Below are 18431 nucleotides of genomic sequence, written 5' to 3'. Positions count from 1 at the left end.
GCCCGTACGCGCAAAGTGGCCGCCGACCGGGCACGTAGACTTGTCGCTCGTGAGTGAACGCGTTCTCGTCAGTCAGTTGAAGGGCCTCCCCGACGGCCCTGTCTCGGTGTCGGGCTGGGTGGAGACCGTCCGCGATCAGAAGAAGGTGCAGTTCGTCATCCTTCGCGACGAGACCGGGGCGGTCCAGCTGGTGAACCCGGCGACGCGTCCGGCAGAGGACGGGACGGAGCAGGATGCCGCTGCCCTCGCCCTCACCGACCTCATCTCGAACCTCGCCACCGGCACGTTCCTGACCGTCACCGGCGAGCTCAAGCACGACGAGCGCGTCAAGCTCGGCGGCGTCGAGATCAAGATCGGCGCGCTCGACATCGCCGCCGCGGCGCTGCCCGAGACGCCGATCGCCGCCGACTCGGGTCTCGACAAGCGCATGGACTGGCGCTTCCTCGACCTGCGTCAGCGCCGCAACAACCTGATCTTCCGCGTGCAGACGACGCTCGAGCACGCCTTCCGCTCGTACTGGATCGAGCGCGACTACATCGAGGTGCACTCGCCCAAGCTCATGGCGTCGGCATCCGAGTCCAACGCCGAGCTGTTCTCGCTCGAGTACTTCGGCGATCAGACGGCGTACCTCGCGCAGTCGCCGCAGTTCTTCAAGCAGATGGCGCAGGTCGCCGGCTTCGGCAAGATCTTCGAGATCGCGCCCGCGTTCCGCGCCGACCCCTCGTTCACGTCGCGGCACGCGACCGAGTTCACGTCGGTGGACGCCGAGATCAGCTGGATCGACTCGCACGAGGATGTCGCCGCGATGCAGGAGGAGCTGCTGCAGGCGGGCTTCCAGGCGGTCAAGGACAAGCACGGCGCCGAGATCGAAGAGCTCTTCGGCCTCGAGGTGCAGGTGCCCAGCATCCCGTTCCCGCGCATCCCGCTGGCCGAGGCGCGCGAGATCGTCAAGAGCCGCGGCTACGAGATCCCCCGCACCGACGGCGACCTCGACCCCGAGGGCGAGCGTCAGATCTCGGCGTACGTCGAAGAGACCTACGGCCACCAGTTCGTGTTCATCACCGACTACCACCCCGAGATCCGTGCGTTCTACCACATGCGCGACGAAGAGACCGGGCTCACCAAGTCGTACGACCTGCTGTTCAAGGGCGTCGAGATCACGACGGGCGCGCAGCGCGAGCACCGCGTCGACGTGCTCATCGAGCAGGCCAAGGAGAAGGGTCTGGGCGCCGAGCACCTCGACTTCTACTTCGACTTCTTCCGCTACGGCGCCCCGCCCCACGGCGGCTTCGGCATGGGCCTCGCGCGCGTGCTCATGCTGCTGCTCGGCCAGGACTCGATCCGCGAGGTCACCTACCTCTTCCGCGGCCCGACGCGCCTCGCGCCGTAAGCACGACCGTCACGGAGCCCCGTGAGCGCCTCGGCGCTCACGGGGCTCCGTGCGTGTGCATGCGCTCCCCCGAGGCGCTGAAGATGCTGAGAACCTCGGCCGGACCGTCGGCGGTCGCGCTCAGACTGTGCGGCAGCCGCGTGTCGAACTCGGCAGCCTCGCCCCGCTCGATGATGTGCTCTCGGTCGTCGAGCGCGAGACGCAGGCGACCGCTCAGCACGTAGAGCCACTCGTACCCGTCGTGCACCCGGGGCTCCGGAGCATGCGTCGCCGCCGGGAACGTCACCTTGTACGTCTGCACCGGCGAGTGGTCGAGCGTCAGCGGCGCGATCACCATGCCCTCGCGGCGCCGGACCGGACGGTGCACACGCGGGTCTGCAGGCGCGTCGGGCAGCAGGTCGTCGATGCGGATCCCGAGCTGCCTCGTGAGCGGCAGCAGAAGCTCCAGCGATGCCTGGCGCTTGCCGGCCTCGAGGCGCGACAACGTGCTCGGCGACATGCCAGCGCGGCTTGCGAGATCGTCGAGCGTCCAGCCGCGATCCTTGCGCGCCGCTCGCAGCCGCGGGCCGACCTGATCCAGTGCGTCCATATGATCATCTTGCCATTTCTGCAAAGCCGTTTGCGGATTCTCCCTCACCCTACGACTCTGGAATCATGCAGAACGAATGGGATGCCGTCGTCATCGGCGGCGGTGTGGCCGGCCTCAGCGCCGCGCAGATGCTGGGGCGCTCACGGCGTCGCACGCTGGTGATCGACGGCGGGATGCCGCGCAACAGGTTCGCGGCGCACATGCACGGTGTTCTCGGCCACGACGGCAGACCCCCGGCGGAGCTGCTCGCCACGGGCAGGGAGGAGGCCCGGTCGTACGGCGTGGAGTTCGCCGACGGGGCCGTAGCCGAGCTCATCGACGAGGCTGACCTGCTGCGCGTGGTCCGCACCGACGGGACGATGGACACCGCGCGCGCGGTCGTCATCGCGACGGGCATCCGCGACGTCCTTCCCGATGTGCCCGGGCTGAACCAGGAATGGGGCCGGACGGTGCTGCACTGCCCGTACTGCCACGGCTGGGAGGTCGCCGGCCGCCGGCTCGGAGTGCTCGCGACCTCGGCGGCGAGCCTGCACCAGGTCGAGCTCGTGCGGCAGCTGTCGGACGACGTCGTGGTGTTCACGTCCGAACCGTTCGACGAGACGACGGTGGTGCGGTTCACCGCCCGCGGAATCCGCATCGTGCGGGACGAGGTCCGCGCAGCCCACGGACGAGAGGGTGCGCTCGAGATCACGACGGCTTCCGGCGACCGCCACGTCGTCGACGCGCTGTTCGCCGGCGGCGCCCCCGAGCTCGATCTGGGGTTCGCAGCCGGACTGGACCTCGCGCGCACGGATGCGCCCGGGGCGCCCCTCGCCGCGGATCTGCGCGGCGCCACGAGCCACCCGCGAGTCTTCGCTGCCGGCAACGTGACGGCGCCGTTCGGCAACGTGCCCCTCTCGATGGGGGCGGGATCCATGGCCGGCGCCGGTGTGAACGGGATGCTGGCCGCCGAGGACTTCGCGCTCGCTGTCACTGCGCGCACCGCCGAGCGCAACGCCGCGTGGGAGGAACGCTATGCCGCCGAGGGGCGGTTCTGGTCGGGCCGCGTCAACGCCACCGTGGCGGCGGTGGTCGCACCGCTCGAACCGGGCACCGCGCTGGACCTCGGCTCCGGCGAAGGCGGCGATGCCGTCTGGCTCGCCGAGCACGGCTGGCGCACGACGGGGGTCGACGTCTCGACGACCGCCGTGACGCGCGCAGCCGCGCTGGCCGCGTCGCGGGGCGTCGACGTCGACTTCCGGACGGGTGACGGTGCGGCATCCGTCGGCGGCGAATTCGATCTCGTCCTCGCGAGCTTCCTGCACTCGTGGGAGCCGGACTTCCCGCGACTGCGCCTGCTGCGCGAAGCTGCCGACCACGTGGCGCCGGGCGGGCGCCTGCTGATCGTGACGCACGCCGCGCCGCCGCCGTGGGCACGTGAGGTGCCCGATCATGCGCCCGTCATGCGCACACCCGACGAGGAGCTGTCGCTCCTCGCCCTGGTCCCCGATCAGTGGCAGGCCGAGATCGTCGAGGTCCGCCGGCGCGAGGCCACCGCGCCCGACGGGACCCCGGCCCACCTCGACGACGGCGTGCTGCTGCTGCGTCGCCGGGCGTGAGGACGCCTCGCCCATAGGGTGGACCGGTGATCACGATCGACGGCCTGCAGAACTTCCGCGACACCGGCGGCACACCGCTCACCGGAGGCGGTGCGACACGCAGCGGGGTGCTGTACCGCTCCGAAGCGCTGACCACGCTCACGCCCCGGGGCCTCGAACAGCTGGCGGCCACCGACATCGGCGTGATCGCGGACTTCCGCACCGACATCGAGCGCGCGATGTCGCCCGACACGCTCCCGACGACCCGCGACCTGCGGGTCGTCGAGCTCCCTCTGCTCGAGGGCGCGATGACCGGCTTCGCGCAGGCGGCGCTGCAGGCGGCGGATCCGGATGCCGCACAGCAGGCGGTCGCGGCGGCGCTGGCTCAGCTGCCGGGCCTCGGCGACCTCTACGTCTCGATGCTCGAGCACGGCGCGCCCTCCTTCGCCGAGGCGGCGCGGCTGGTCGCGGCATCCCGGGACGACTCCCCCACCGCGGTGCTCGTGCACTGCACGGCCGGCAAGGACCGCACGGGCGTCTCGGTCGCGTTGATCCTCGACGCCGTCGGCGCGGAGCGGTCGGCCGTCGTCGCCGACTACGCCGCGTCGGCGGCGAACCTCGAGGGCCCGTGGGCGGATCGCATGCGCGGCACGGTCACCGCACTGGGCGTCCCGCTCACTCCCGAGCTCGACGCGCTCGTGACGGCGACGCCGCCCGCGGCGATCGAGCAGGCGCTGGCGTGGGTCGACGCGCAGGGCGGCTCGGTCGCGTATCTCCGGTCGGGCGGCCTGACCGAAGACGAGCTCGACGCCCTGCGGACGCGCCTGACGGCCTGAGTGCGGGTCAGCGCGCGGCGCCGAGCGCCACGCGCAGACGCTCGGGCGAGACGCGCCAGTGCCCGTGCAGCTGTCCGTCGATGAGCACGACGGGGATCTTCTCCCACCACTGCGCATAGAGCGCCGGGTCATCGGCGATCGAGAGCTCTTCGACCTCGACCGCGCCTTCGGGAAGCTCGGCCACGACGGCCTCGACGACCTCGTGCGCGACATCGCACAGGTGGCAGTCGGGCTTGCCGATGAGCGTGAGCGTCGTCATGCGTGCCCGTCCGGTGCGCTCAGGCCTCGACCGGGAAGCCGGCCGCGATCCACTCGTTGGTGCCGCCGTCGACGTTCGTGACGTCGTAGCCGCGCGCCTCGAGCGCCTCTGCCACGCGGGCCGAGCGACCGCCGACCGCGCAGATGACGTCGAACGCGCCGTCGGGCAGCTCGTCGAGGCGGCCGCCGATCGCCGACATGGGGATGTTGACGGCGCCGGGCACGTGACCGGCGGCGTACTCGTCGACCTCGCGCACGTCGATGAGCGGGGTCTCGACGCGCTGACGCAGCTGCTGGACGGTGATGGACTTCATGACAGCCTTTCGGGATCCGGGGGATACACGAAGCGCCCGTCCGGAGACAGGCGCTAGGTGCGGATGCCGCTTACTTCTTGTTGCGGCGCTGGTGGCGAGTCTTGCGAAGCAGCTTGCGGTGCTTCTTCTTCGCCATGCGCTTGCGGCGCTTCTTGATGACAGAACCCACGGAAAACCTCACTATGTCGGGGTCTGGGCGCGGCGTGTGCGGCGCCCGGGAACGGGCAGATACGGAAAATGCCTCGGAACAGTCTAGCCGACGTCGGCGATGGGCCGTTGCAGGGCCTCCGTGACGGCCGATTCGGGCACGCGATAGCTGCGCCCGAAACGCACGGCCGGCAGTTCGCCCGAATGCACGAGTCGATAGACCGTCATCTTCGAGACACGCATCAGTTCGGCCACCTCGGCGACCGTGAGGAAGCGCACATCCGACAGTTCTGCCATGCCATTCACCTTCCCCAGAATCGCTGCGACACGCCGAAACCCAGATCAGCTGTGGATCACTCTAGAACGCCGTCGGGACGTGTGTAAACCCGTGTGACCTGTGGGACTCGCGAGACGCGGCGATCACGCGGCCGGCCCATGCTTGGCGCGGCGCTCGCGCGCGGCGCGCGCCTCCAGCCGTTCGGCCTTGCGGGCGGCGCGCAGCACCTTCTCGGCGTCGCGCACCGCCTTGCGCGCCTCTCGGTACTTCTTGTCGTCGGCGATGTCGGCGTCGTCCGGCCCAGTCCACGGGACGCTCGGCTCGTGACGCCCCTCCGCCGCGGCGGCGATGTAGTCGCCGATGCCGTCCAGACCGCGGGCGAGCGCGAAGGCGAACGGATCGGACTCGTCGAGGAAGGCCCCCGCCTCGATCGCCGCGCGAAGGTCGGGATAGGCGTCCCCCGTGATGAGGGCGCGGAACAGCGCATCCTCGCTGCGGGTGATGGTGGGGGCATCCATGCCCCGCTCGCGTTCGAGCCGCGCGTAGCCGGCGAAGATGCTGCCGGCCCAGCGCGCCGCCCCGCTCACGAACAGCACGACCGCCAGGCGCTCCTCGTAGGTCAGGTGCGTGTCGGCGAGCGCATGGAGCCCGGCATCCATCCACGCGGCCATGTTCGGGGTGACCGGGACTCCCGAGATGGGGATGTCGAGCACCCACGGGTGGGCCAGGTGACCCTGGATCTGCTCGCGGTACAACGCCTCCAGCTGCTCGCGCCAGCCTCCGGCCTCGCGCACGGCATCGGAAGGCGCGCCCGTCGCCTCTTCCTGCATCAGCAGGATCAGGTCCTCCTTGGCGCTGACGTAGCGGTACAGCGACATCGGCGTGAAGCCCATGCGCGCCGCGACGGCTGCCATCGACACCGCACCGAGACCCTCGGCATCGGCGATCTCGACGGCGGCCTCGACGATGCGCTCGACGCTCATCTCCCGCTTGGGGCCGCGTTGCGGGTTGGCAGCGACGCCCCACGCCAGGGCGATACCGCGAGGGAGCTCAGGCTCGGCGTCTTCGGTCATGTCGCCATCCTAGGACTGTTTATTCCGTAAACAGTGTGTTACTGTCATAAACAGTTGCGATCGTAAACAGTTTCCCTCATACACACGGAAGGATGCCACGCATGAACGCTCCCGCCATCGACATCCGCGGGCTCGGCAAGAGCTTCGGGCGCTCCGTCGTCCTCGACGGGCTCGATCTCACCGTCCCCCGCGGCGAGATCTTCGCCCTGCTCGGCGCGAACGGCGCCGGCAAGACGACGACGATCTCGATCCTCACCACCCTCCAGCGGCCCGACCGCGGCAGCGCGGCGGTCGCCGGCTTCGACGTCGCCACCCACCGCGACGCCGTGCGCCAGCGCATCGCGCTGACGGGTCAGTCCGCCGCCGTCGACGACATGCTGACCGGCACCGAGAACCTCGTGATGCTCGGCCGCCTGTCGGGCCTGTCGCCTCGCCGCGCGCGCACCCGCGCGGCGGAGCTGCTGGAGCGGTTCGCGCTGACGGATGCCGCCACCCGGCGCGTGCGCACGTACTCCGGTGGCATGCGCCGCCGGCTCGACCTCGCGCTGAGCTTCGTCGTCGTGCCCGAGGTGCTGTTCCTCGACGAGCCCACGACCGGCGTCGATCCGCGCAGTCGGCGCGACCTGTGGGAGGTCATCCGGTCGCTGTCGGACGCGGGCACGACCGTGTTCCTCACGACGCAGTACCTCGAAGAGGCCGACCAGCTCGCCGACCGCATCGCCGTGCTCGACGAGGGACGCATCGTCGCCACCGGCACGCCCGCCGAGCTCAAGGCGCTCGTCGGCAGCGACACCGTCGTGCTGACCGATGCCGCCGGCACCGTGGTGCACGAGATCCCCACCGACGGCAGCGTCGCCGGCCTGCGGGCCGCGATCGCCCAGCTCGACGTCGACGACGTGCCGGGCGCCGAGGTGACGCTGCGACGCCCCACGCTCGACGACGTCTTCCTGTCGCTCACCGGCACGCCGGGTGCGCGACCCGCCCACGACACCGCCAAGGAGTACGCATGACCGCCCTCGCCCCGGCCGCCGTCACGGCCGTCCCCCGTCCGCGCCTTCGCGGATTCACCGCCGAAGCGGTGTTCGTCCGCCGCAGCATGACGCAGTCGCTGCGCGACGGCGAGTCGCTCAGCATGTCGATCATGCTGCCCGTGATGCTCATGCTGCTGTTCACGTTCGTGTTCGGCGGCGCGCTCGACCCCGACGGCTCGTACGTCGACTACGTCGTGCCGGGCATCATCCTGCTGTGCGCCGGCTTCGGCGCCGCCACGACGGCGACCTACGTCGCCCGCGACATGTCGAGCGGCATCATCGACCGGTTCCGCACGATGCCGCTGCGCGCGGGGGCGGTGCTCACCGGCCACGTGATCTCGAGCCTCGTGCGCAACCTGCTGGCCACGGCCGTCGTGATCGGCGTCGCGCTGCTGCTCGGATTCAGTCCGACCGGCGGCGTCGCCGCCTGGTTCGGCGCGACGGCGCTCATCGCGCTGTACATCCTGACGATCACGTACCTCTTCGCAGCCATCGGGCTGGCCGCCGGCAGCCCCGAGGCGGCGTCGGGCTACGGGTTCATCCTGCTGTTCCTGCCGTACCTGTCGAGCGCCTTCGTGCCGGTCGACACGATGCCTACGTGGCTGCAGTGGTTCGCCGACAACCAGCCCATCACGCCGATCATCGAGACGATCCGCGGGCTCCTGATGGGCACCGAGCTCGGCACCGAGCCGCTGTGGGCCGTCGGCTGGTGCGTGCTGATCCTCGCCGCCTCGGCCGTGTGGGGTGCGTGGCTGTTCGGCCGCAAGAGCGGGCGACGCTGACGGTCGAGCCGCCATGACAGACGATGACGGGATGCCGCGGGCCGCGGCATCCCGTCATCTCGCGGTCCCTGAGCCTGTCGAGTGGTCAGCGACCCGGCAGCTTCTTCAGCGCCGTCTCGAACGCGTGCTTGGCGGAGGCCGCGGCGCGGCCGACGACGTCAGCGGCGTGCGCGGCGGACTCGGTCAGGGTGCCGGCAGGGGCGGCGGCGTCGCCGAGTCCGTCGTCGTCCAGGAAGGGGACCAGCCAGTCGTCGACCTCGTCCAGCGGCGCCGCGGACAGGCTGTAGTAGCGGTGCTGGCCTTCTTCGCGGACCGAGACGAGGTGCGCGTCGCGCAGCACCTTCAAGTGCTTCGACACCGTCGGCTGGCTGGCACCGAGCTCCGTGACGATGTGCGACACGCTGGTGCCGCGTTCCCCGGCGGATGAGCGATCGAGCAGCAGTCGAAGGATGTCGCGACGCGTTCGGTCCGCGATCACGTCGAAGATGTCCGCCATAGGCTCAGAGTAGTCGGGACCCCTGCCGAGTACCATGAGCACGACCGCCTGGCGCCCACGGGGTGTCGGGTGCACGCGTGCCGATTCGCCCAGGGAGGATTCCGTATGACGGATGGCAGGCGCGCCCCCGTCGGTGCGGCGGGCCGCGTCCGGGCGATCGGTCACGCCTTCATGGAGTTCTTCCGCGACCTCACGCAGCGCTCCCCTGCCCGGTTCGCGATCATCATCTTCCTGTCGTTGATCCTTGTCTTCACGGTGCTGTTCTCGCTGCCCATCGCGGCGGCCGACGGGGTTCGGACGCCGTTCGCGGACGCGTTCTTCACGGCGGTGTCGACCATCTGCGTCACGGGCCTCGCGACGGTCGACATGGCGACGCACTGGTCGCCGTTCGGGCACGTGCTGGTCTTCGTCGGCGTGCAGATCGGCGCGCTGGGCGTGCTGACCCTCGCGTCGATCCTGGGTCTCGTCATCTCGCGACGGCTGGGGCTGCGGGCGAAGCTCATCGCCGCGAGCGACACCAACCCGCTGCGCACGCACGGCGGCCCGGTCAACGAGAGCCAGACCGTGCAGCTGGGTCAGATCGGCAGCCTGCTCGCGACGGTCGCGCTGTCGACGCTCGTCATCGAGGCGGGCATCGCCATCCTGCTCTACCCCGGGCTGCTGGTCGCGGGCGTGCCGTGGAACGTCGCGCTGTGGGAGGCGCCCTTCTACGCGGCGATGTCGTTCACCAACACCGGCTTCACCCCCAACCCGCAGGGCCTGGAGCCGTTCCGCCACGACTACTTCTTCCTCACGGTGCTGATGGCAGGCGTGTTCCTGGGCTCCATCGGCTTCCCCGTGATCTACACGCTCCGCCGTCAGCTGTGGCACGTGCGCCGGTGGTCGCTGCACGCCAAGCTCACGATCATCACGACCGTGACCCTGTTCTTCCTGGGCGGCGTCGTCTTCCTCGTCCTGGAGTACGACAACCTGCTGACACTCGGCACCAACGACGCCTGGGACACGACGTTCCAGGCGTTCTTCCTGTCGGCGATGACCAGATCCGGCGGCTTCGCGATCCTCGACATCGGGCAGCTCAACCAGTCGAGCCTGCTCGTCGCCTGCATGCTCATGTTCGTCGGCGGCGGCTCGGCATCCACCGCCGGCGGCATCAAGGTGACCACGCTCGCCGTGATCGCCCTCGCCGTCGTCTCGGAGGCGAAGGGCCGGGCGTCCAACCAGGTGTTCGGCCGCCGCATCCCGAGCGATGTGCTGCGGGTCGCGCTGTCGGTCGTCGCGTGGGGCGCGACGATCGTCGCGATCTCGACGATCATCATCACGCAGATCACGAAGGCCGATCTCGGCGACGTGCTGTTCGACGTGATCTCGGGCTTCGCGACCGTCGGCCTGTCGACGGGGCTGACCGAGACGCTCCCCGATCCCGCCGTGTACGTCCTCGCCCTCACGATCGTCATGGGTCGCGTTGGTACAGTGACTCTCGCCGCGGCCGTGGCCGCGACGAACCGTTCGCAGCTCTACTCGCTGCCCGTCGAAAGGCCGATCGTTGGTTGAGCGCTTGAGGGGCGACGCGCCCGTCCTGGTCATCGGACTGGGCCGCTTCGGCGCCGCCTGCGCCGGCGAGCTCGATCGCCTGGACCGCGAGGTGCTCGCGATCGACGAGAACCTCGACCTGGTGCAGAAGTGGTCGGAGCGGGTCACGCACACGGTGCAGGCCGACGCCAAGAACATCGACGCGCTCAAGCAGATCGGCGCGCAGGACTTCCAGGTGGCCGTCGTCGCGGTCGGCTCCTCCATCGAGGCCTCGGTCCTCATCACGGCGAACCTCGTCGACCTGAAGGTGCCGCAGATCTGGGCGAAGGCCGTGTCGCAGTCGCACGGCAAGATCCTCGCCCGCGTCGGCGCCAACCACGTGATCTACCCCGAGCGCGAGGCCGGCGAGCGCGTCGCGCATCTCGTGAGCGGCCGCATGCTCGACTTCATCCGGTTCGACGACGACTTCGCGCTGGCCAAGCTATATCCGCCGAAGTTCATCCGCGGCAAGGGCCTCAACGAGTCGGGCGTGCGCACGAAGTACAACGTGACGGTCGTCGGTGTGAAGAGCCCGGGCAAGCCGTTCCGCTACGCGGAGGCCAACACCGTCGTGACCAACCACGACCTCATCATCGTGTCGGGCACCAACTCCGACATCGAGCGCTTCGCGTCACTCGAGCGCTGAGCCTGGACGGATGTCGGCGCCCCCGCGCAGACTGCCGTCATGACCGAACGAGACCAGACCCTGGCTGCGGCGCGTGCGTGGCTCGACGGCTACCTCCGGGCGTGGGAGTCGAACGATCCGGACGACATCCGCGCCGTCTTCACCCCCGAGGCCGTGTACCGGTACGAGCCGTGGACGACTGCCGTGACGGGCCAGGACGCGATCGTCGCGTCCTGGCTGGACCGGCGCGACGAACCCGGCACGTACCGCTTCGAGGGCGACGTGACGGCCGTGGACGGCCGCCGCGCGATCGTCGAGGGCGTGACGCGCTACGACTCGGGCACCGTGTACAGCAACCTGTGGGTGATCGACCTCGCCGAGGACCGCCGTGCCGAGGCCTTCACCGAATGGTGGATGGATCAGGCGCACAAGAGCTGACGCCCCGCGCCGTCACGCCCCCGCCGCCAGCTCCTTCGCGCGGGCCAGGGCGGCGTCGGTGGCGCGCGCGAAGACCTCGTCGAGGGCGGCGTCCTGCAGCGCCGCGACGGCCCGCTCGGTGGTGCCCTTGGGGCTCGTCACCTGCCGGCGCAGCTCGGCCGGATCGTGATCGGATGCCTCCAGCAGGGCCGCCGCGCCGACGAAGGTCTGCTCGGCCATGAGCCGGGCCTCGTGCTCGGCGAACCCCTTGCCGATCGCGGCCTTCGTGAACTCCTCGACGACGAGGAAGAAGTAGGCGGGACCGGACCCCGAGATGGTGGACAGCGCGTCGATCTGCGCTTCGGGCACCTCGATCACCGTGCCCACCGTCTCGAACAGACGCCGCACGAGGGCGACGGCGCCGGCGTCGGCGCGCGAACCGGCGGCGAGGCCGGTGACCCCGCGACCGACGAGGGCGGGCGTGTTGGGCATCGAGCGCAGCACCGCCGCATCGCCGAGGATCCGCTCGAACGTCTCGATCGTCACGCCGGCCGCGAGGCTCACGACGAGCGTGCCGGGGCGGAGCACCGGGGCGATCTCGCGCAGCAGGTCGGGCACCATCGCGGGCTTCACGCCGACCAGCACGATGTCGGCGGCAGCCGCGGCGTCGGTGTTGCCGGTCGCGCGCTCCTCCAGCGCGATGCTCGTGACCCCCTCGAGGCCGGCGAGCTCTGCCGCCTTCTCACGCGACCGGTTCGTCGCCGTGACACCCGCCGTCGCCAGCCCCGAGCGGGACAGCCCGCGTGCGATCGCGCCGCCCATCGAGCCGGCGCCGAGGATCGCGATGGGCGGGAGGGTCGGGGTTTCTTCAGCCATGGCGTCATCCTACGAGCCGGGCGTGACGGCATCCCTCGCTTCGGTCTTGACTTATATAAGTGTTAACGCAATCATCGATCCATGCACGCGCTCGACATCCTCGGCGACCCCGTTCGCCGGCGCATCCTCGAACTCCTCGCGGAGGGCGAGCGCAGCGCCGGCGAGATCGGCCAGGACGTGCAGCGCGAGTTCGGCATCTCGCAGCCCGCGGTCTCGCAGCACCTCAGGGTGCTGCGGGAGTCCGGGTTCGCGACCGTGCGCCCCGACGGCGCCCGTCGCCTGTACGCGATCGACCCCGAGCCGCTGGCATCCGCAGCGGCGTGGTTCGACCCGTTCCGGCGGTTCTGGCAGCCGCATCTCGACGCCCTGGCCACCGAGCTCGCGCGCGGCCGGCGCGAACGCCGCCTCGCGGCCGAGCGCGATGCCGAGACCGACGACACGCACACGACCGATCCACAGGAGGACTGACATGGTCGACGTACAGGGCCAGCTCGCCGCGGTGACGCGCGAGATCGCCGACGAGGACATCGACGGCTACGCCGCGCGGGTGCAGACGCTCGCGCAGACGTACCCCTCGCCCATCGAGGACGTATGGGATGCCGTCACGACCGCATCCCGCATCGCGCGGTGGTTCCAGCCCATCTCGGGCGACCTGCGTGCCGGCGGGCGCTATCAGATCGAGAACAATGCGGGTGGCGAGATCCAGGAGTGCGTGCCGCCCGCCGCCGGAGCCGCGCATTACAAGGCGACGTGGGAGTACGGCGGCGGCGTGACCTGGCTCACGGTGCGCCTGACAGCCGAGGGTGCGGACGCGACGCGTCTCGAACTGGAGCACGTGGCGCGCACCGACGACGTCCCGCCCGGGTTCTGGGAGACCTACGGACCCGGCGCGACCGGCGTCGGCTGGGACGGCGGACTCCTCGGCCTCGCGCTGCACCTCACCGGCGGCGTCGGCCCCTCCCCCGAAGACGCCGAGGCCTGGGCGTTCACGGACGAGGGTCGCGCCTTCTACCGCGGCGCGGCCGACGCGTGGGGCGCCGCGCACGCCGCGGCCGGCGCCGATCCGGCCGAAGCCCACCGCGCCGCCGGCAACACCTTCGCGTTCTACACCGGCCAGACGCCGACGGAGGGTACGGACCCCACAACCTGAAAGGTGATTCACAACGGCGGCGACGCGGTCTATCCTCGGAGGTGCGGGGGCGCAGGGGCCTCTGCGAGACGTGGAGAACCCGATATGACCCTCTTCGACGGCATCACCGCTCGCATCGTGGAGACGCCCGATCTGTCTGTCAACGTGCTGGAGCGGGCGGGCGACGATCCGGCCGCGCCGGCGGAGCGCACCGTGGTCCTCATCCACGGGAACGTGTCGTCGTCGCTGTTCTGGCAAGAGACCATGCAGGACCTCCCCTCCGACCTGCGCGTCATCGCCGTCGACCTGCGCGGCTTCGGTGGCACCGAGAGCGCCCCCGTCGACGCGACGCGCGGCGTGCGGGACTTCAGCGACGACCTGTACGCGACGCTGCAGACGCTCGGCATCGAGACCGCGCACCTCGTCGGGTGGTCGATGGGCGGCGGCGTGATCATGCAGTACGCGCTCGATCACCCCGTGCTCAGCCTTACGCTGCAGTCGCCCGTCTCGCCCTACGGCTTCGGCGGCACGCGGCGCGACGGCACGCGCCTGACCGACGACGACGCCGGCTGCGGAGGCGGCGGCGCGAACCCCGACTTCGTCCAGCGATTGATCGACCACGACACCACCGACGAGGCGCCCACGTCGCCGCGCAGCGTGTTCCGCTCGGGCTACGTCGCCGCGGGCTACACGACCGCGCACGAGGACGTATGGGTCGAGTCGATGCTCAGCACCTCGACCGCCACCGGCAACTACCCCGGCGACGCCGTCCAGAGCGAGAGCTGGCCGGGCTTCGGCGCGGGCGGCCTCGGCGTGCTCAACACGATGGCGCCCGGCCACTTCGATGTATCGGGCATCGTGGACCTCGACCCGAAGCCGCCGATCCTGTGGATCCACGGCACCGCCGACGCCATCGTGTCGGACGCCTCGTTCTACGACCTCAACCACCTCGGCAAGCTGGGCGTGATCCCGGGGTGGCCCGGCGACGACGTCGCGCCGCCGCAGGAGATGGTGTCGCAGACCCGGGACGTGCTCGGGCGCTATGCGGCCGCCGGCGGCGAGGTCGCCGAGGTGAGCCTGGAGGGCGTCGGTCACTCGCCTCATCTCGAGCGGCCGGCCGAGTTCCGGCACGCGCTCCTGGAGGTCATCGGGTACGTCGGGCACCCGCACGACCCGGCTCCGCCGACCGAGGCCATCATCCTGCGCTCGTCCGACTGATCCGACGCACGCGGCGGGCAGCGGCGCGTCGCGGCCGCGGCGCTCGCACGGGGCGAGGCACGCGACCAAGTGTCCGTAGACTCATCGGCATGAGTGCTTCCGGCGGCGGCAAGGCGATCCTCGCGGCGTTCCTGGCGAACATGGGCATCGCCCTCGCGAAGTTCGTGGCATGGTTCCTCTCGGGTTCGGCGTCGATGCTGGCCGAGGCGATCCACTCGGTCGCCGATTCGTGCAACCAGCTGCTGCTGATGCTGGGCGGCCGGCGGGCGAAGAAGTCCGCCGACCGCGAGCACCCGTTCGGCTACGGCCGCGAGCGCTACGTGTACGCGTTCGTGGTGTCGATCATCCTGTTCTCGGTGGGTGGCCTGTTCGCCATCTACGAGGGCGTCGAGAAGATCACCCACCCCCACGCGCTCGACGAGAAGTGGTGGTGGCTGCCGATCGTGGTGCTCGTCATCTCGATCGTCCTCGAGGGCTTCTCGCTGCGCACCGCCGTGCGAGAGAGCAACCACGTGCGGGCGAAGGGCCAGTCGTGGGTGTCGTTCGTGCGTCGCGCCAAGGCGCCCGAGCTGCCCGTCGTGCTGCTCGAAGACGTCGGCGCCCTCACCGGCCTGTGCTTCGCGCTGCTGGGAGTGGGCCTCACCGTCATCACGGGCAACTCACTGTTCGACGCCCTCGGCACGCTGATGATCGGCACGCTGCTGATCCTCATCGCGATCGTCCTCGGCATCGAGACGAAGAGCCTCCTCGTCGGCGAGGGGGCGACGGATGCCGACTACGACCGCATCGTGACGGCCATCGAGTCCGGTCCCGAGGTCGAGAAGCTCATCCACATCAAGACGCTGTACCTCGGACCCGACGAGCTGCTGGTCGCCGCCAAGCTCGGCTTCGCGTCCGACGCGTCGCTCGCCCAGGTCGCCGCCGACATCGACAGGGTCGAGGCCCGGGTGCGCGAGGCGGTGCCCACCGCACGCGTCATCTACTTCGAGCCCGACATCTACCGGCCCGGCACCGACCCGACGCCGCCGACGTCGGAGTTCGTGATCACCTCCTCGAACTGACCCCTCGACAGGCTCAGGCACCGGACCCATGGAATACTGCATCTTCACCGAGCCCCAGCAGGGCGCGAGCTACGACGACCAGCTCGCCTTCGCGCAGACCGCCGAACTGCTCGGCTTCGACGGGTTCTTCCGATCGGACCACTACCTGCACATGGGCGACGGCTCGGGGCTGCCGGGTCCGACGGACGCGTGGACGACGCTGGCCGGCCTCGCGCGCGAGACCTCCCGCATCCGTCTGGGCACGCTCGTGTCGTCGGTCACCTACCGCGTGCCCGGCCTGCTCGCGATCCAGGTCGCCCAGGTCGACGCGATGTCGCACGGGCGCGCCGAGCTCGGGCTCGGCACCGGCTGGTTCGAGCGTGAGCACCGGGCGTACGGCATCCCGTTCCCTGCCAAGAGGTTCGATCTGCTCGAGGAGCAGCTGCAGATCGTCACGGGCCTGTGGGCGACGCCGGTCGGCGGGTCGTACAGCTTCGCGGGCGCCCATTACGAGCTGACGGATGCCCCGGCCCTGCCCAAGCCGGTCCAGGAACGCGTGCCCGTCATCGTCGGCGGCGGCGGCCCGAGGCGCACCCCCGAACTGGCTGCGCGGTTCGCGACGGAGTTCAACATCGGCTTCCAGCCCGAACCGGTGATCGCCGAGAAGTTCACCGGCGTGCGCGCCGCGTGCGAGCGCGTCGGCCGCGACCCCGGGTCGCTGAAGCTGTCGGTCGCCCTGCCCACGCTGGCCGCGGCATCCGATTCCGAACTCGACCGGCGCGCCGCCAACATCGGACGCACCGTCGACGAGCTGCGCCGCGACGTCGACATCGTGGGCGGACGCGACGAGATCGTCGCGAAGGTCGAACGCCTCGCTGCGCTGGGCGCCCAGCGCGTGTACTTCCAGCTGATGGACCTGCAGGACGTGTCGCACGTCGAGTACCTCGGCACCGAGGTGCTGCCCCACCTGCCGCGCTGACCACCGCCCGGTCCGGCCCGCCGCCCTCGCACGGGGCGCGGGTATGAATAGGTTCACTTGCGCTGTTTGTACGCCGAGACTGGATTCGAGCGTACGTTCAGCGCAAGTGAACGCGTTCGTCCGCAGGGGATCGCAGCCGCTGCGTCAGCGACGGGCGTCGAAGAAGCCCCGCAGAAGAGTGGATGCCTCGTCCTCACGCACGCCGGCCACCACCTCGGCGCGGTACGGCAGGCGCCGGTCGCGCACGACGTCGTACATCGACCCCACGGCGCCGGCCTTGTCATCCCACGCGCCGAACACGACACGCGAGATGCGTGCCTGCAGGATGGCGCCGGCGCACATGAGGCACGGCTCGAGGGTCACCACGAGCGTGCAGCCGTCGAGGTTCCAGTCGCCGCGCACGGCAGCCGCCGCGCGCAGTGCGACGACCTCGGCGTGGGCCGTCGGGTCGTGGTCGCGTTCGCGCAGGTTCAGGCCTTCGCCGATCACCCGGCCGCCGGCATCCGTCACCACCGCACCGACCGGGACGTCGCCGGACTCCCCCGCGTGCGCGGCGAGCTGGAGCGCGCGGTCCATCGCGGCAAGGTCGGCGGGGTCGACGTTCACCCCCCGAGCGTATCCGGGCGGTCGGCCCGGCGATCCCCGTTCACGGAATCAGGAGATCTCGCCTGCGCAGGACGATGGCGCGAGAAGCGTCCTGCCGCCGCGAGATCTCCTGATCTGGGAGACCCACCGCGCGCCCAGTAATCTGGTGCCATGCGCTTGCACGTCGCCGACCACCCGCTCATCACCCACAAGCTCACGGTGCTGCGCGACCAGCGCACCTCGTCGCCGGTGTTCCGTCAGCTCACCGAAGAGCTGGTGACGCTGCTCGCGTATGAGGCGACCCGCAACGTGCGCGTCGCGCCGATCGAGATCCAGACGCCCGTGACGACCACGACCGGCGTGCGGATCGACGAGCCGCGTCCGCTCGTGGTCCCGATCCTCCGCGCCGGCCTGGGCATGCTCGAAGGCATGGTCAAGCTGATCCCGACCGCCGAGGTCGGCTTCCTCGGCATGGTGCGCGACCACGAGACGCTCGAGCCGTCGACCTACGCCGAGCGCCTGCCCGACGACCTCAGCGACCGCCAGTGCTTCGTGCTCGACCCCATGCTCGCCACGGGCGGGTCGCTCGGCGCGGCCATCGAGTTCCTGTTCCAACGTGGCGCGCAGGACGTCACCGCCATCTGCATCCTCGGCGCCCCCGAGGGCGTCGCCGCCATCGAGAAGCAGGTCGACGGCCGCGACGTCACCCTCGTGCTCGGCGCCCTCGACGAGAGGCTCAACGAGAAGGGCTATATCGTGCCCGGCCTCGGCGACGCCGGCGACCGCCTGTACGGCACGGTCTGAGCTCGGAGATCCCGGGCGCCGCGTCGGCGCCGCCGGGCATCGGCGCTCAGTCGCCGAGCTGCGGCTCCTGCGGGTTGCGGCGGCCGGTCTCGCGCTCCCAGAACTCGAGCTGCTGCGTCAGCGCCTTCGCGAGCTCGAACACCTGCTCGGGAGGGATGCGGATGCGACTCACGACGCGCGCCGGCACGACCGTATGGCGCTGCCCGGTCTCGGCGTCGACGTCTTCGCGGGGCGGCTGGGCGAGGGTCAGGAAGTCCATCACGAAGACCGTGGGCGTGTGCCACACGTTCGCGAAGTCGGCGTAGGCGCCGCCGATGAGCTCGGGCGGCAGATCGATCTCGAACTGGCGCGGTGCGTCCTCGGCCATGCGGGCTCCTTCTGCCAGTCGCTTCCGGCGGTGTGCGCGAGTCTAACGGGTG

Annotated in this window: 24 protein-coding genes; 14 read left to right on the top strand and 10 right to left on the bottom strand. The window is 70.5% G+C overall.

The genetic code is table 11. From position 1 onward, the window contains the following. Positions 1-49 precede the first annotated feature (49 nt). Positions 50-1390: an aspartate--tRNA(Asn) ligase gene (aspS, locus tag JNB62_RS01115; protein WP_220299031.1), complete on the top strand. Its 1341-nt coding sequence runs from the start codon at positions 50-52 to the stop codon at positions 1388-1390. 37 nt (positions 1391-1427) lie between these two features. Here aspS and JNB62_RS01110 read toward each other — a convergent pair whose 3' ends face one another. Next, the gene (locus JNB62_RS01110; RefSeq protein WP_220299030.1) at positions 1428-1979 is read right to left on the bottom strand and encodes a helix-turn-helix domain-containing protein; all 552 of its coding nucleotides are present in this window, start codon (positions 1977-1979) and stop codon (positions 1428-1430) included. Between the two features lie 65 nt (positions 1980-2044). Here JNB62_RS01110 and JNB62_RS01105 point away from each other — a divergent pair, with 65 nt between their 5' ends. Both JNB62_RS01105 and JNB62_RS01100 read left to right on the top strand, forming a co-directional pair. Beyond that, positions 2045-3577, top strand: coding sequence for an FAD-dependent oxidoreductase (locus JNB62_RS01105; RefSeq protein WP_220299029.1), 1533 nt, complete (start codon positions 2045-2047; stop codon positions 3575-3577). 26 nt (positions 3578-3603) lie between these two features. After that, positions 3604-4392 carry a tyrosine-protein phosphatase gene (locus JNB62_RS01100; RefSeq protein WP_220299028.1) on the top strand — a complete coding sequence of 263 codons (789 nt, stop codon included), beginning with the start codon at positions 3604-3606 and terminating at the stop codon, positions 4390-4392. 7 nt (positions 4393-4399) lie between these two features. On the opposite strand, the gene JNB62_RS01095 is transcribed toward JNB62_RS01100, so the two are convergent. The 5 genes from JNB62_RS01095 to JNB62_RS01075 all read right to left on the bottom strand — a co-directional run bounded on the left by JNB62_RS01095 (position 4400) and on the right by JNB62_RS01075 (position 6461). Further along, entirely contained in the window at positions 4400-4651 is a 252-nt protein-coding gene (locus JNB62_RS01095; protein WP_220299027.1) for a glutaredoxin family protein, read from the bottom strand. Positions 4652-4670: 19 nt separating this feature from the next. Further along, positions 4671-4964 carry a rhodanese-like domain-containing protein gene (locus JNB62_RS01090; protein ID WP_220299026.1) on the bottom strand — a complete coding sequence of 98 codons (294 nt, stop codon included), beginning with the start codon at positions 4962-4964 and terminating at the stop codon, positions 4671-4673. Positions 4965-5034: 70 nt separating this feature from the next. Continuing rightward, positions 5035-5133 carry a 30S ribosomal protein bS22 gene (locus tag JNB62_RS01085; RefSeq protein ID WP_003792170.1) on the bottom strand — a complete coding sequence of 33 codons (99 nt, stop codon included), beginning with the start codon at positions 5131-5133 and terminating at the stop codon, positions 5035-5037. Positions 5134-5216: 83 nt separating this feature from the next. Beyond that, complete coding sequence (locus JNB62_RS01080) at positions 5217-5408, bottom strand: helix-turn-helix domain-containing protein (RefSeq protein WP_163618319.1); 192 nt, start codon at positions 5406-5408, stop codon at positions 5217-5219. A gap of 123 nt (positions 5409-5531) precedes the next feature. Continuing rightward, entirely contained in the window at positions 5532-6461 is a 930-nt protein-coding gene (locus tag JNB62_RS01075; RefSeq protein ID WP_220299025.1) for a TetR/AcrR family transcriptional regulator, read from the bottom strand. A gap of 101 nt (positions 6462-6562) precedes the next feature. Between JNB62_RS01075 and JNB62_RS01070 the strand changes: the two genes are divergently transcribed. Together JNB62_RS01070 and JNB62_RS01065 are read left to right on the top strand one after the other, a co-directional pair. Next, positions 6563-7471 carry an ATP-binding cassette domain-containing protein gene (locus JNB62_RS01070; RefSeq protein ID WP_220299024.1) on the top strand — a complete coding sequence of 303 codons (909 nt, stop codon included), beginning with the start codon at positions 6563-6565 and terminating at the stop codon, positions 7469-7471. Next, complete coding sequence (locus JNB62_RS01065; RefSeq protein WP_220299023.1) at positions 7468-8274, top strand: ABC transporter permease; 807 nt, start codon at positions 7468-7470, stop codon at positions 8272-8274. The genes JNB62_RS01070 and JNB62_RS01065 overlap by 4 nt, the downstream gene beginning before the upstream one ends. Positions 8275-8359: 85 nt before the next feature. Here the strand turns inward: JNB62_RS01065 and JNB62_RS01060 are convergent, their stop codons facing one another. Next, a complete protein-coding gene (locus tag JNB62_RS01060) occupies positions 8360-8770 on the bottom strand; it encodes an ArsR/SmtB family transcription factor (protein ID WP_220299022.1) in 411 nt (136 codons plus the stop codon). A gap of 171 nt (positions 8771-8941) precedes the next feature. Here JNB62_RS01060 and JNB62_RS01055 point away from each other — a divergent pair, with 171 nt between their 5' ends. The 3 genes from JNB62_RS01055 to JNB62_RS01045 are packed head-to-tail and all read left to right on the top strand — an operon-like array spanning position 8942 to position 11402. Next, positions 8942-10321, top strand: a complete 1380-nt coding sequence (locus JNB62_RS01055; RefSeq protein ID WP_220299196.1) for a TrkH family potassium uptake protein — start codon at positions 8942-8944, stop codon at positions 10319-10321. Beyond that, the gene (locus tag JNB62_RS01050; protein ID WP_220299021.1) at positions 10314-10985 is read left to right on the top strand and encodes a potassium channel family protein; all 672 of its coding nucleotides are present in this window, start codon (positions 10314-10316) and stop codon (positions 10983-10985) included. The genes JNB62_RS01055 and JNB62_RS01050 overlap by 8 nt, the downstream gene beginning before the upstream one ends. Before the next feature lie 39 nt (positions 10986-11024). Then, positions 11025-11402: a YybH family protein gene (locus JNB62_RS01045; RefSeq protein ID WP_220299020.1), complete on the top strand. Its 378-nt coding sequence runs from the start codon at positions 11025-11027 to the stop codon at positions 11400-11402. 12 nt (positions 11403-11414) lie between these two features. On the opposite strand, the gene proC is transcribed toward JNB62_RS01045, so the two are convergent. After that, positions 11415-12257, bottom strand: coding sequence for a pyrroline-5-carboxylate reductase (proC, locus tag JNB62_RS01040; protein ID WP_220299019.1), 843 nt, complete (start codon positions 12255-12257; stop codon positions 11415-11417). Positions 12258-12338: 81 nt separating this feature from the next. Here proC and JNB62_RS01035 point away from each other — a divergent pair, with 81 nt between their 5' ends. The 5 genes from JNB62_RS01035 to JNB62_RS01015 all read left to right on the top strand — a co-directional run bounded on the left by JNB62_RS01035 (position 12339) and on the right by JNB62_RS01015 (position 16623). Further along, positions 12339-12725: an ArsR/SmtB family transcription factor gene (locus JNB62_RS01035; protein ID WP_220299018.1), complete on the top strand. Its 387-nt coding sequence runs from the start codon at positions 12339-12341 to the stop codon at positions 12723-12725. A gap of 1 nt (position 12726) precedes the next feature. After that, complete coding sequence (locus JNB62_RS01030) at positions 12727-13407, top strand: SRPBCC domain-containing protein (protein ID WP_220299017.1); 681 nt, start codon at positions 12727-12729, stop codon at positions 13405-13407. Positions 13408-13491: 84 nt separating this feature from the next. Further along, the gene (locus tag JNB62_RS01025; protein ID WP_220299016.1) at positions 13492-14604 is read left to right on the top strand and encodes an alpha/beta hydrolase; all 1113 of its coding nucleotides are present in this window, start codon (positions 13492-13494) and stop codon (positions 14602-14604) included. An 89-nt stretch (positions 14605-14693) separates the two neighbouring features. Further along, the gene (locus JNB62_RS01020; RefSeq protein WP_220299015.1) at positions 14694-15665 is read left to right on the top strand and encodes a cation diffusion facilitator family transporter; all 972 of its coding nucleotides are present in this window, start codon (positions 14694-14696) and stop codon (positions 15663-15665) included. Between the two features lie 28 nt (positions 15666-15693). Further along, positions 15694-16623, top strand: coding sequence for an LLM class F420-dependent oxidoreductase (locus JNB62_RS01015; RefSeq protein ID WP_220299014.1), 930 nt, complete (start codon positions 15694-15696; stop codon positions 16621-16623). 144 nt (positions 16624-16767) lie between these two features. On the opposite strand, the gene JNB62_RS01010 is transcribed toward JNB62_RS01015, so the two are convergent. Beyond that, on the bottom strand, positions 16768-17199 hold the full coding sequence (locus tag JNB62_RS01010; RefSeq protein WP_220299195.1) for a nucleoside deaminase: 432 nt from the start codon (positions 17197-17199) through the stop codon (positions 16768-16770). A 180-nt stretch (positions 17200-17379) separates the two neighbouring features. Between JNB62_RS01010 and upp the strand changes: the two genes are divergently transcribed. Continuing rightward, positions 17380-18012 (top strand): uracil phosphoribosyltransferase, encoded by a 633-nt coding sequence (gene upp, locus JNB62_RS01005; RefSeq protein ID WP_220299013.1) that lies wholly within the window; start codon positions 17380-17382, stop codon positions 18010-18012. 46 nt (positions 18013-18058) lie between these two features. Here the strand turns inward: upp and JNB62_RS01000 are convergent, their stop codons facing one another. Continuing rightward, positions 18059-18379: a DUF3467 domain-containing protein gene (locus tag JNB62_RS01000; RefSeq protein ID WP_018172956.1), complete on the bottom strand. Its 321-nt coding sequence runs from the start codon at positions 18377-18379 to the stop codon at positions 18059-18061. Between the last annotated feature and the right edge of the window lie 52 nt (positions 18380-18431).

The organism is Microbacterium jejuense (assembly GCF_019511665.1).
Lineage (GTDB): Bacteria > Actinomycetota > Actinomycetes > Actinomycetales > Microbacteriaceae > Microbacterium > Microbacterium jejuense_A.
The sequence above is the reverse complement of the archived record's forward strand: the minus strand, read 5'-3'. Positions and strand labels throughout refer to the sequence as shown.

What these genes read in the sequence shown, in the direction of transcription:
- JNB62_RS01105 (WP_220299029.1), top strand. Translation starts at nt 2,045, where the DNA reads ATGCAGAACGAATGGGATGCCGTCGTCATCGGCGGCGGTGTGGCCGGC.
- JNB62_RS01070 (WP_220299024.1), top strand. Translation starts at nt 6,563, where the DNA reads ATGAACGCTCCCGCCATCGACATCCGCGGGCTCGGCAAGAGCTTCGGG.
- JNB62_RS01020 (WP_220299015.1), top strand. Translation starts at nt 14,694, where the DNA reads ATGAGTGCTTCCGGCGGCGGCAAGGCGATCCTCGCGGCGTTCCTGGCG.
- JNB62_RS01025 (WP_220299016.1), top strand. Translation starts at nt 13,492, where the DNA reads ATGACCCTCTTCGACGGCATCACCGCTCGCATCGTGGAGACGCCCGAT.
- JNB62_RS01000 (WP_018172956.1), bottom strand. Translation starts at nt 18,379, where the DNA reads ATGGCCGAGGACGCACCGCGCCAGTTCGAGATCGATCTGCCGCCCGAG.
- JNB62_RS01035 (WP_220299018.1), top strand. Translation starts at nt 12,339, where the DNA reads ATGCACGCGCTCGACATCCTCGGCGACCCCGTTCGCCGGCGCATCCTC.
- JNB62_RS01080 (WP_163618319.1), bottom strand. Translation starts at nt 5,408, where the DNA reads ATGGCAGAACTGTCGGATGTGCGCTTCCTCACGGTCGCCGAGGTGGCC.
- JNB62_RS01090 (WP_220299026.1), bottom strand. Translation starts at nt 4,964, where the DNA reads ATGAAGTCCATCACCGTCCAGCAGCTGCGTCAGCGCGTCGAGACCCCG.
- JNB62_RS01065 (WP_220299023.1), top strand. Translation starts at nt 7,468, where the DNA reads ATGACCGCCCTCGCCCCGGCCGCCGTCACGGCCGTCCCCCGTCCGCGC.
- JNB62_RS01030 (WP_220299017.1), top strand. Translation starts at nt 12,727, where the DNA reads ATGGTCGACGTACAGGGCCAGCTCGCCGCGGTGACGCGCGAGATCGCC.
- JNB62_RS01110 (WP_220299030.1), bottom strand. Translation starts at nt 1,979, where the DNA reads ATGGACGCACTGGATCAGGTCGGCCCGCGGCTGCGAGCGGCGCGCAAG.
- JNB62_RS01095 (WP_220299027.1), bottom strand. Translation starts at nt 4,651, where the DNA reads ATGACGACGCTCACGCTCATCGGCAAGCCCGACTGCCACCTGTGCGAT.
- JNB62_RS01075 (WP_220299025.1), bottom strand. Translation starts at nt 6,461, where the DNA reads ATGACCGAAGACGCCGAGCCTGAGCTCCCTCGCGGTATCGCCCTGGCG.
- JNB62_RS01045 (WP_220299020.1), top strand. Translation starts at nt 11,025, where the DNA reads ATGACCGAACGAGACCAGACCCTGGCTGCGGCGCGTGCGTGGCTCGAC.
- JNB62_RS01015 (WP_220299014.1), top strand. Translation starts at nt 15,694, where the DNA reads ATGGAATACTGCATCTTCACCGAGCCCCAGCAGGGCGCGAGCTACGAC.
- JNB62_RS01055 (WP_220299196.1), top strand. Translation starts at nt 8,942, where the DNA reads ATGGAGTTCTTCCGCGACCTCACGCAGCGCTCCCCTGCCCGGTTCGCG.
- proC (WP_220299019.1), bottom strand. Translation starts at nt 12,257, where the DNA reads ATGGCTGAAGAAACCCCGACCCTCCCGCCCATCGCGATCCTCGGCGCC.
- JNB62_RS01010 (WP_220299195.1), bottom strand. Translation starts at nt 17,199, where the DNA reads ATGGACCGCGCGCTCCAGCTCGCCGCGCACGCGGGGGAGTCCGGCGAC.
- upp (WP_220299013.1), top strand. Translation starts at nt 17,380, where the DNA reads ATGCGCTTGCACGTCGCCGACCACCCGCTCATCACCCACAAGCTCACG.
- JNB62_RS01060 (WP_220299022.1), bottom strand. Translation starts at nt 8,770, where the DNA reads ATGGCGGACATCTTCGACGTGATCGCGGACCGAACGCGTCGCGACATC.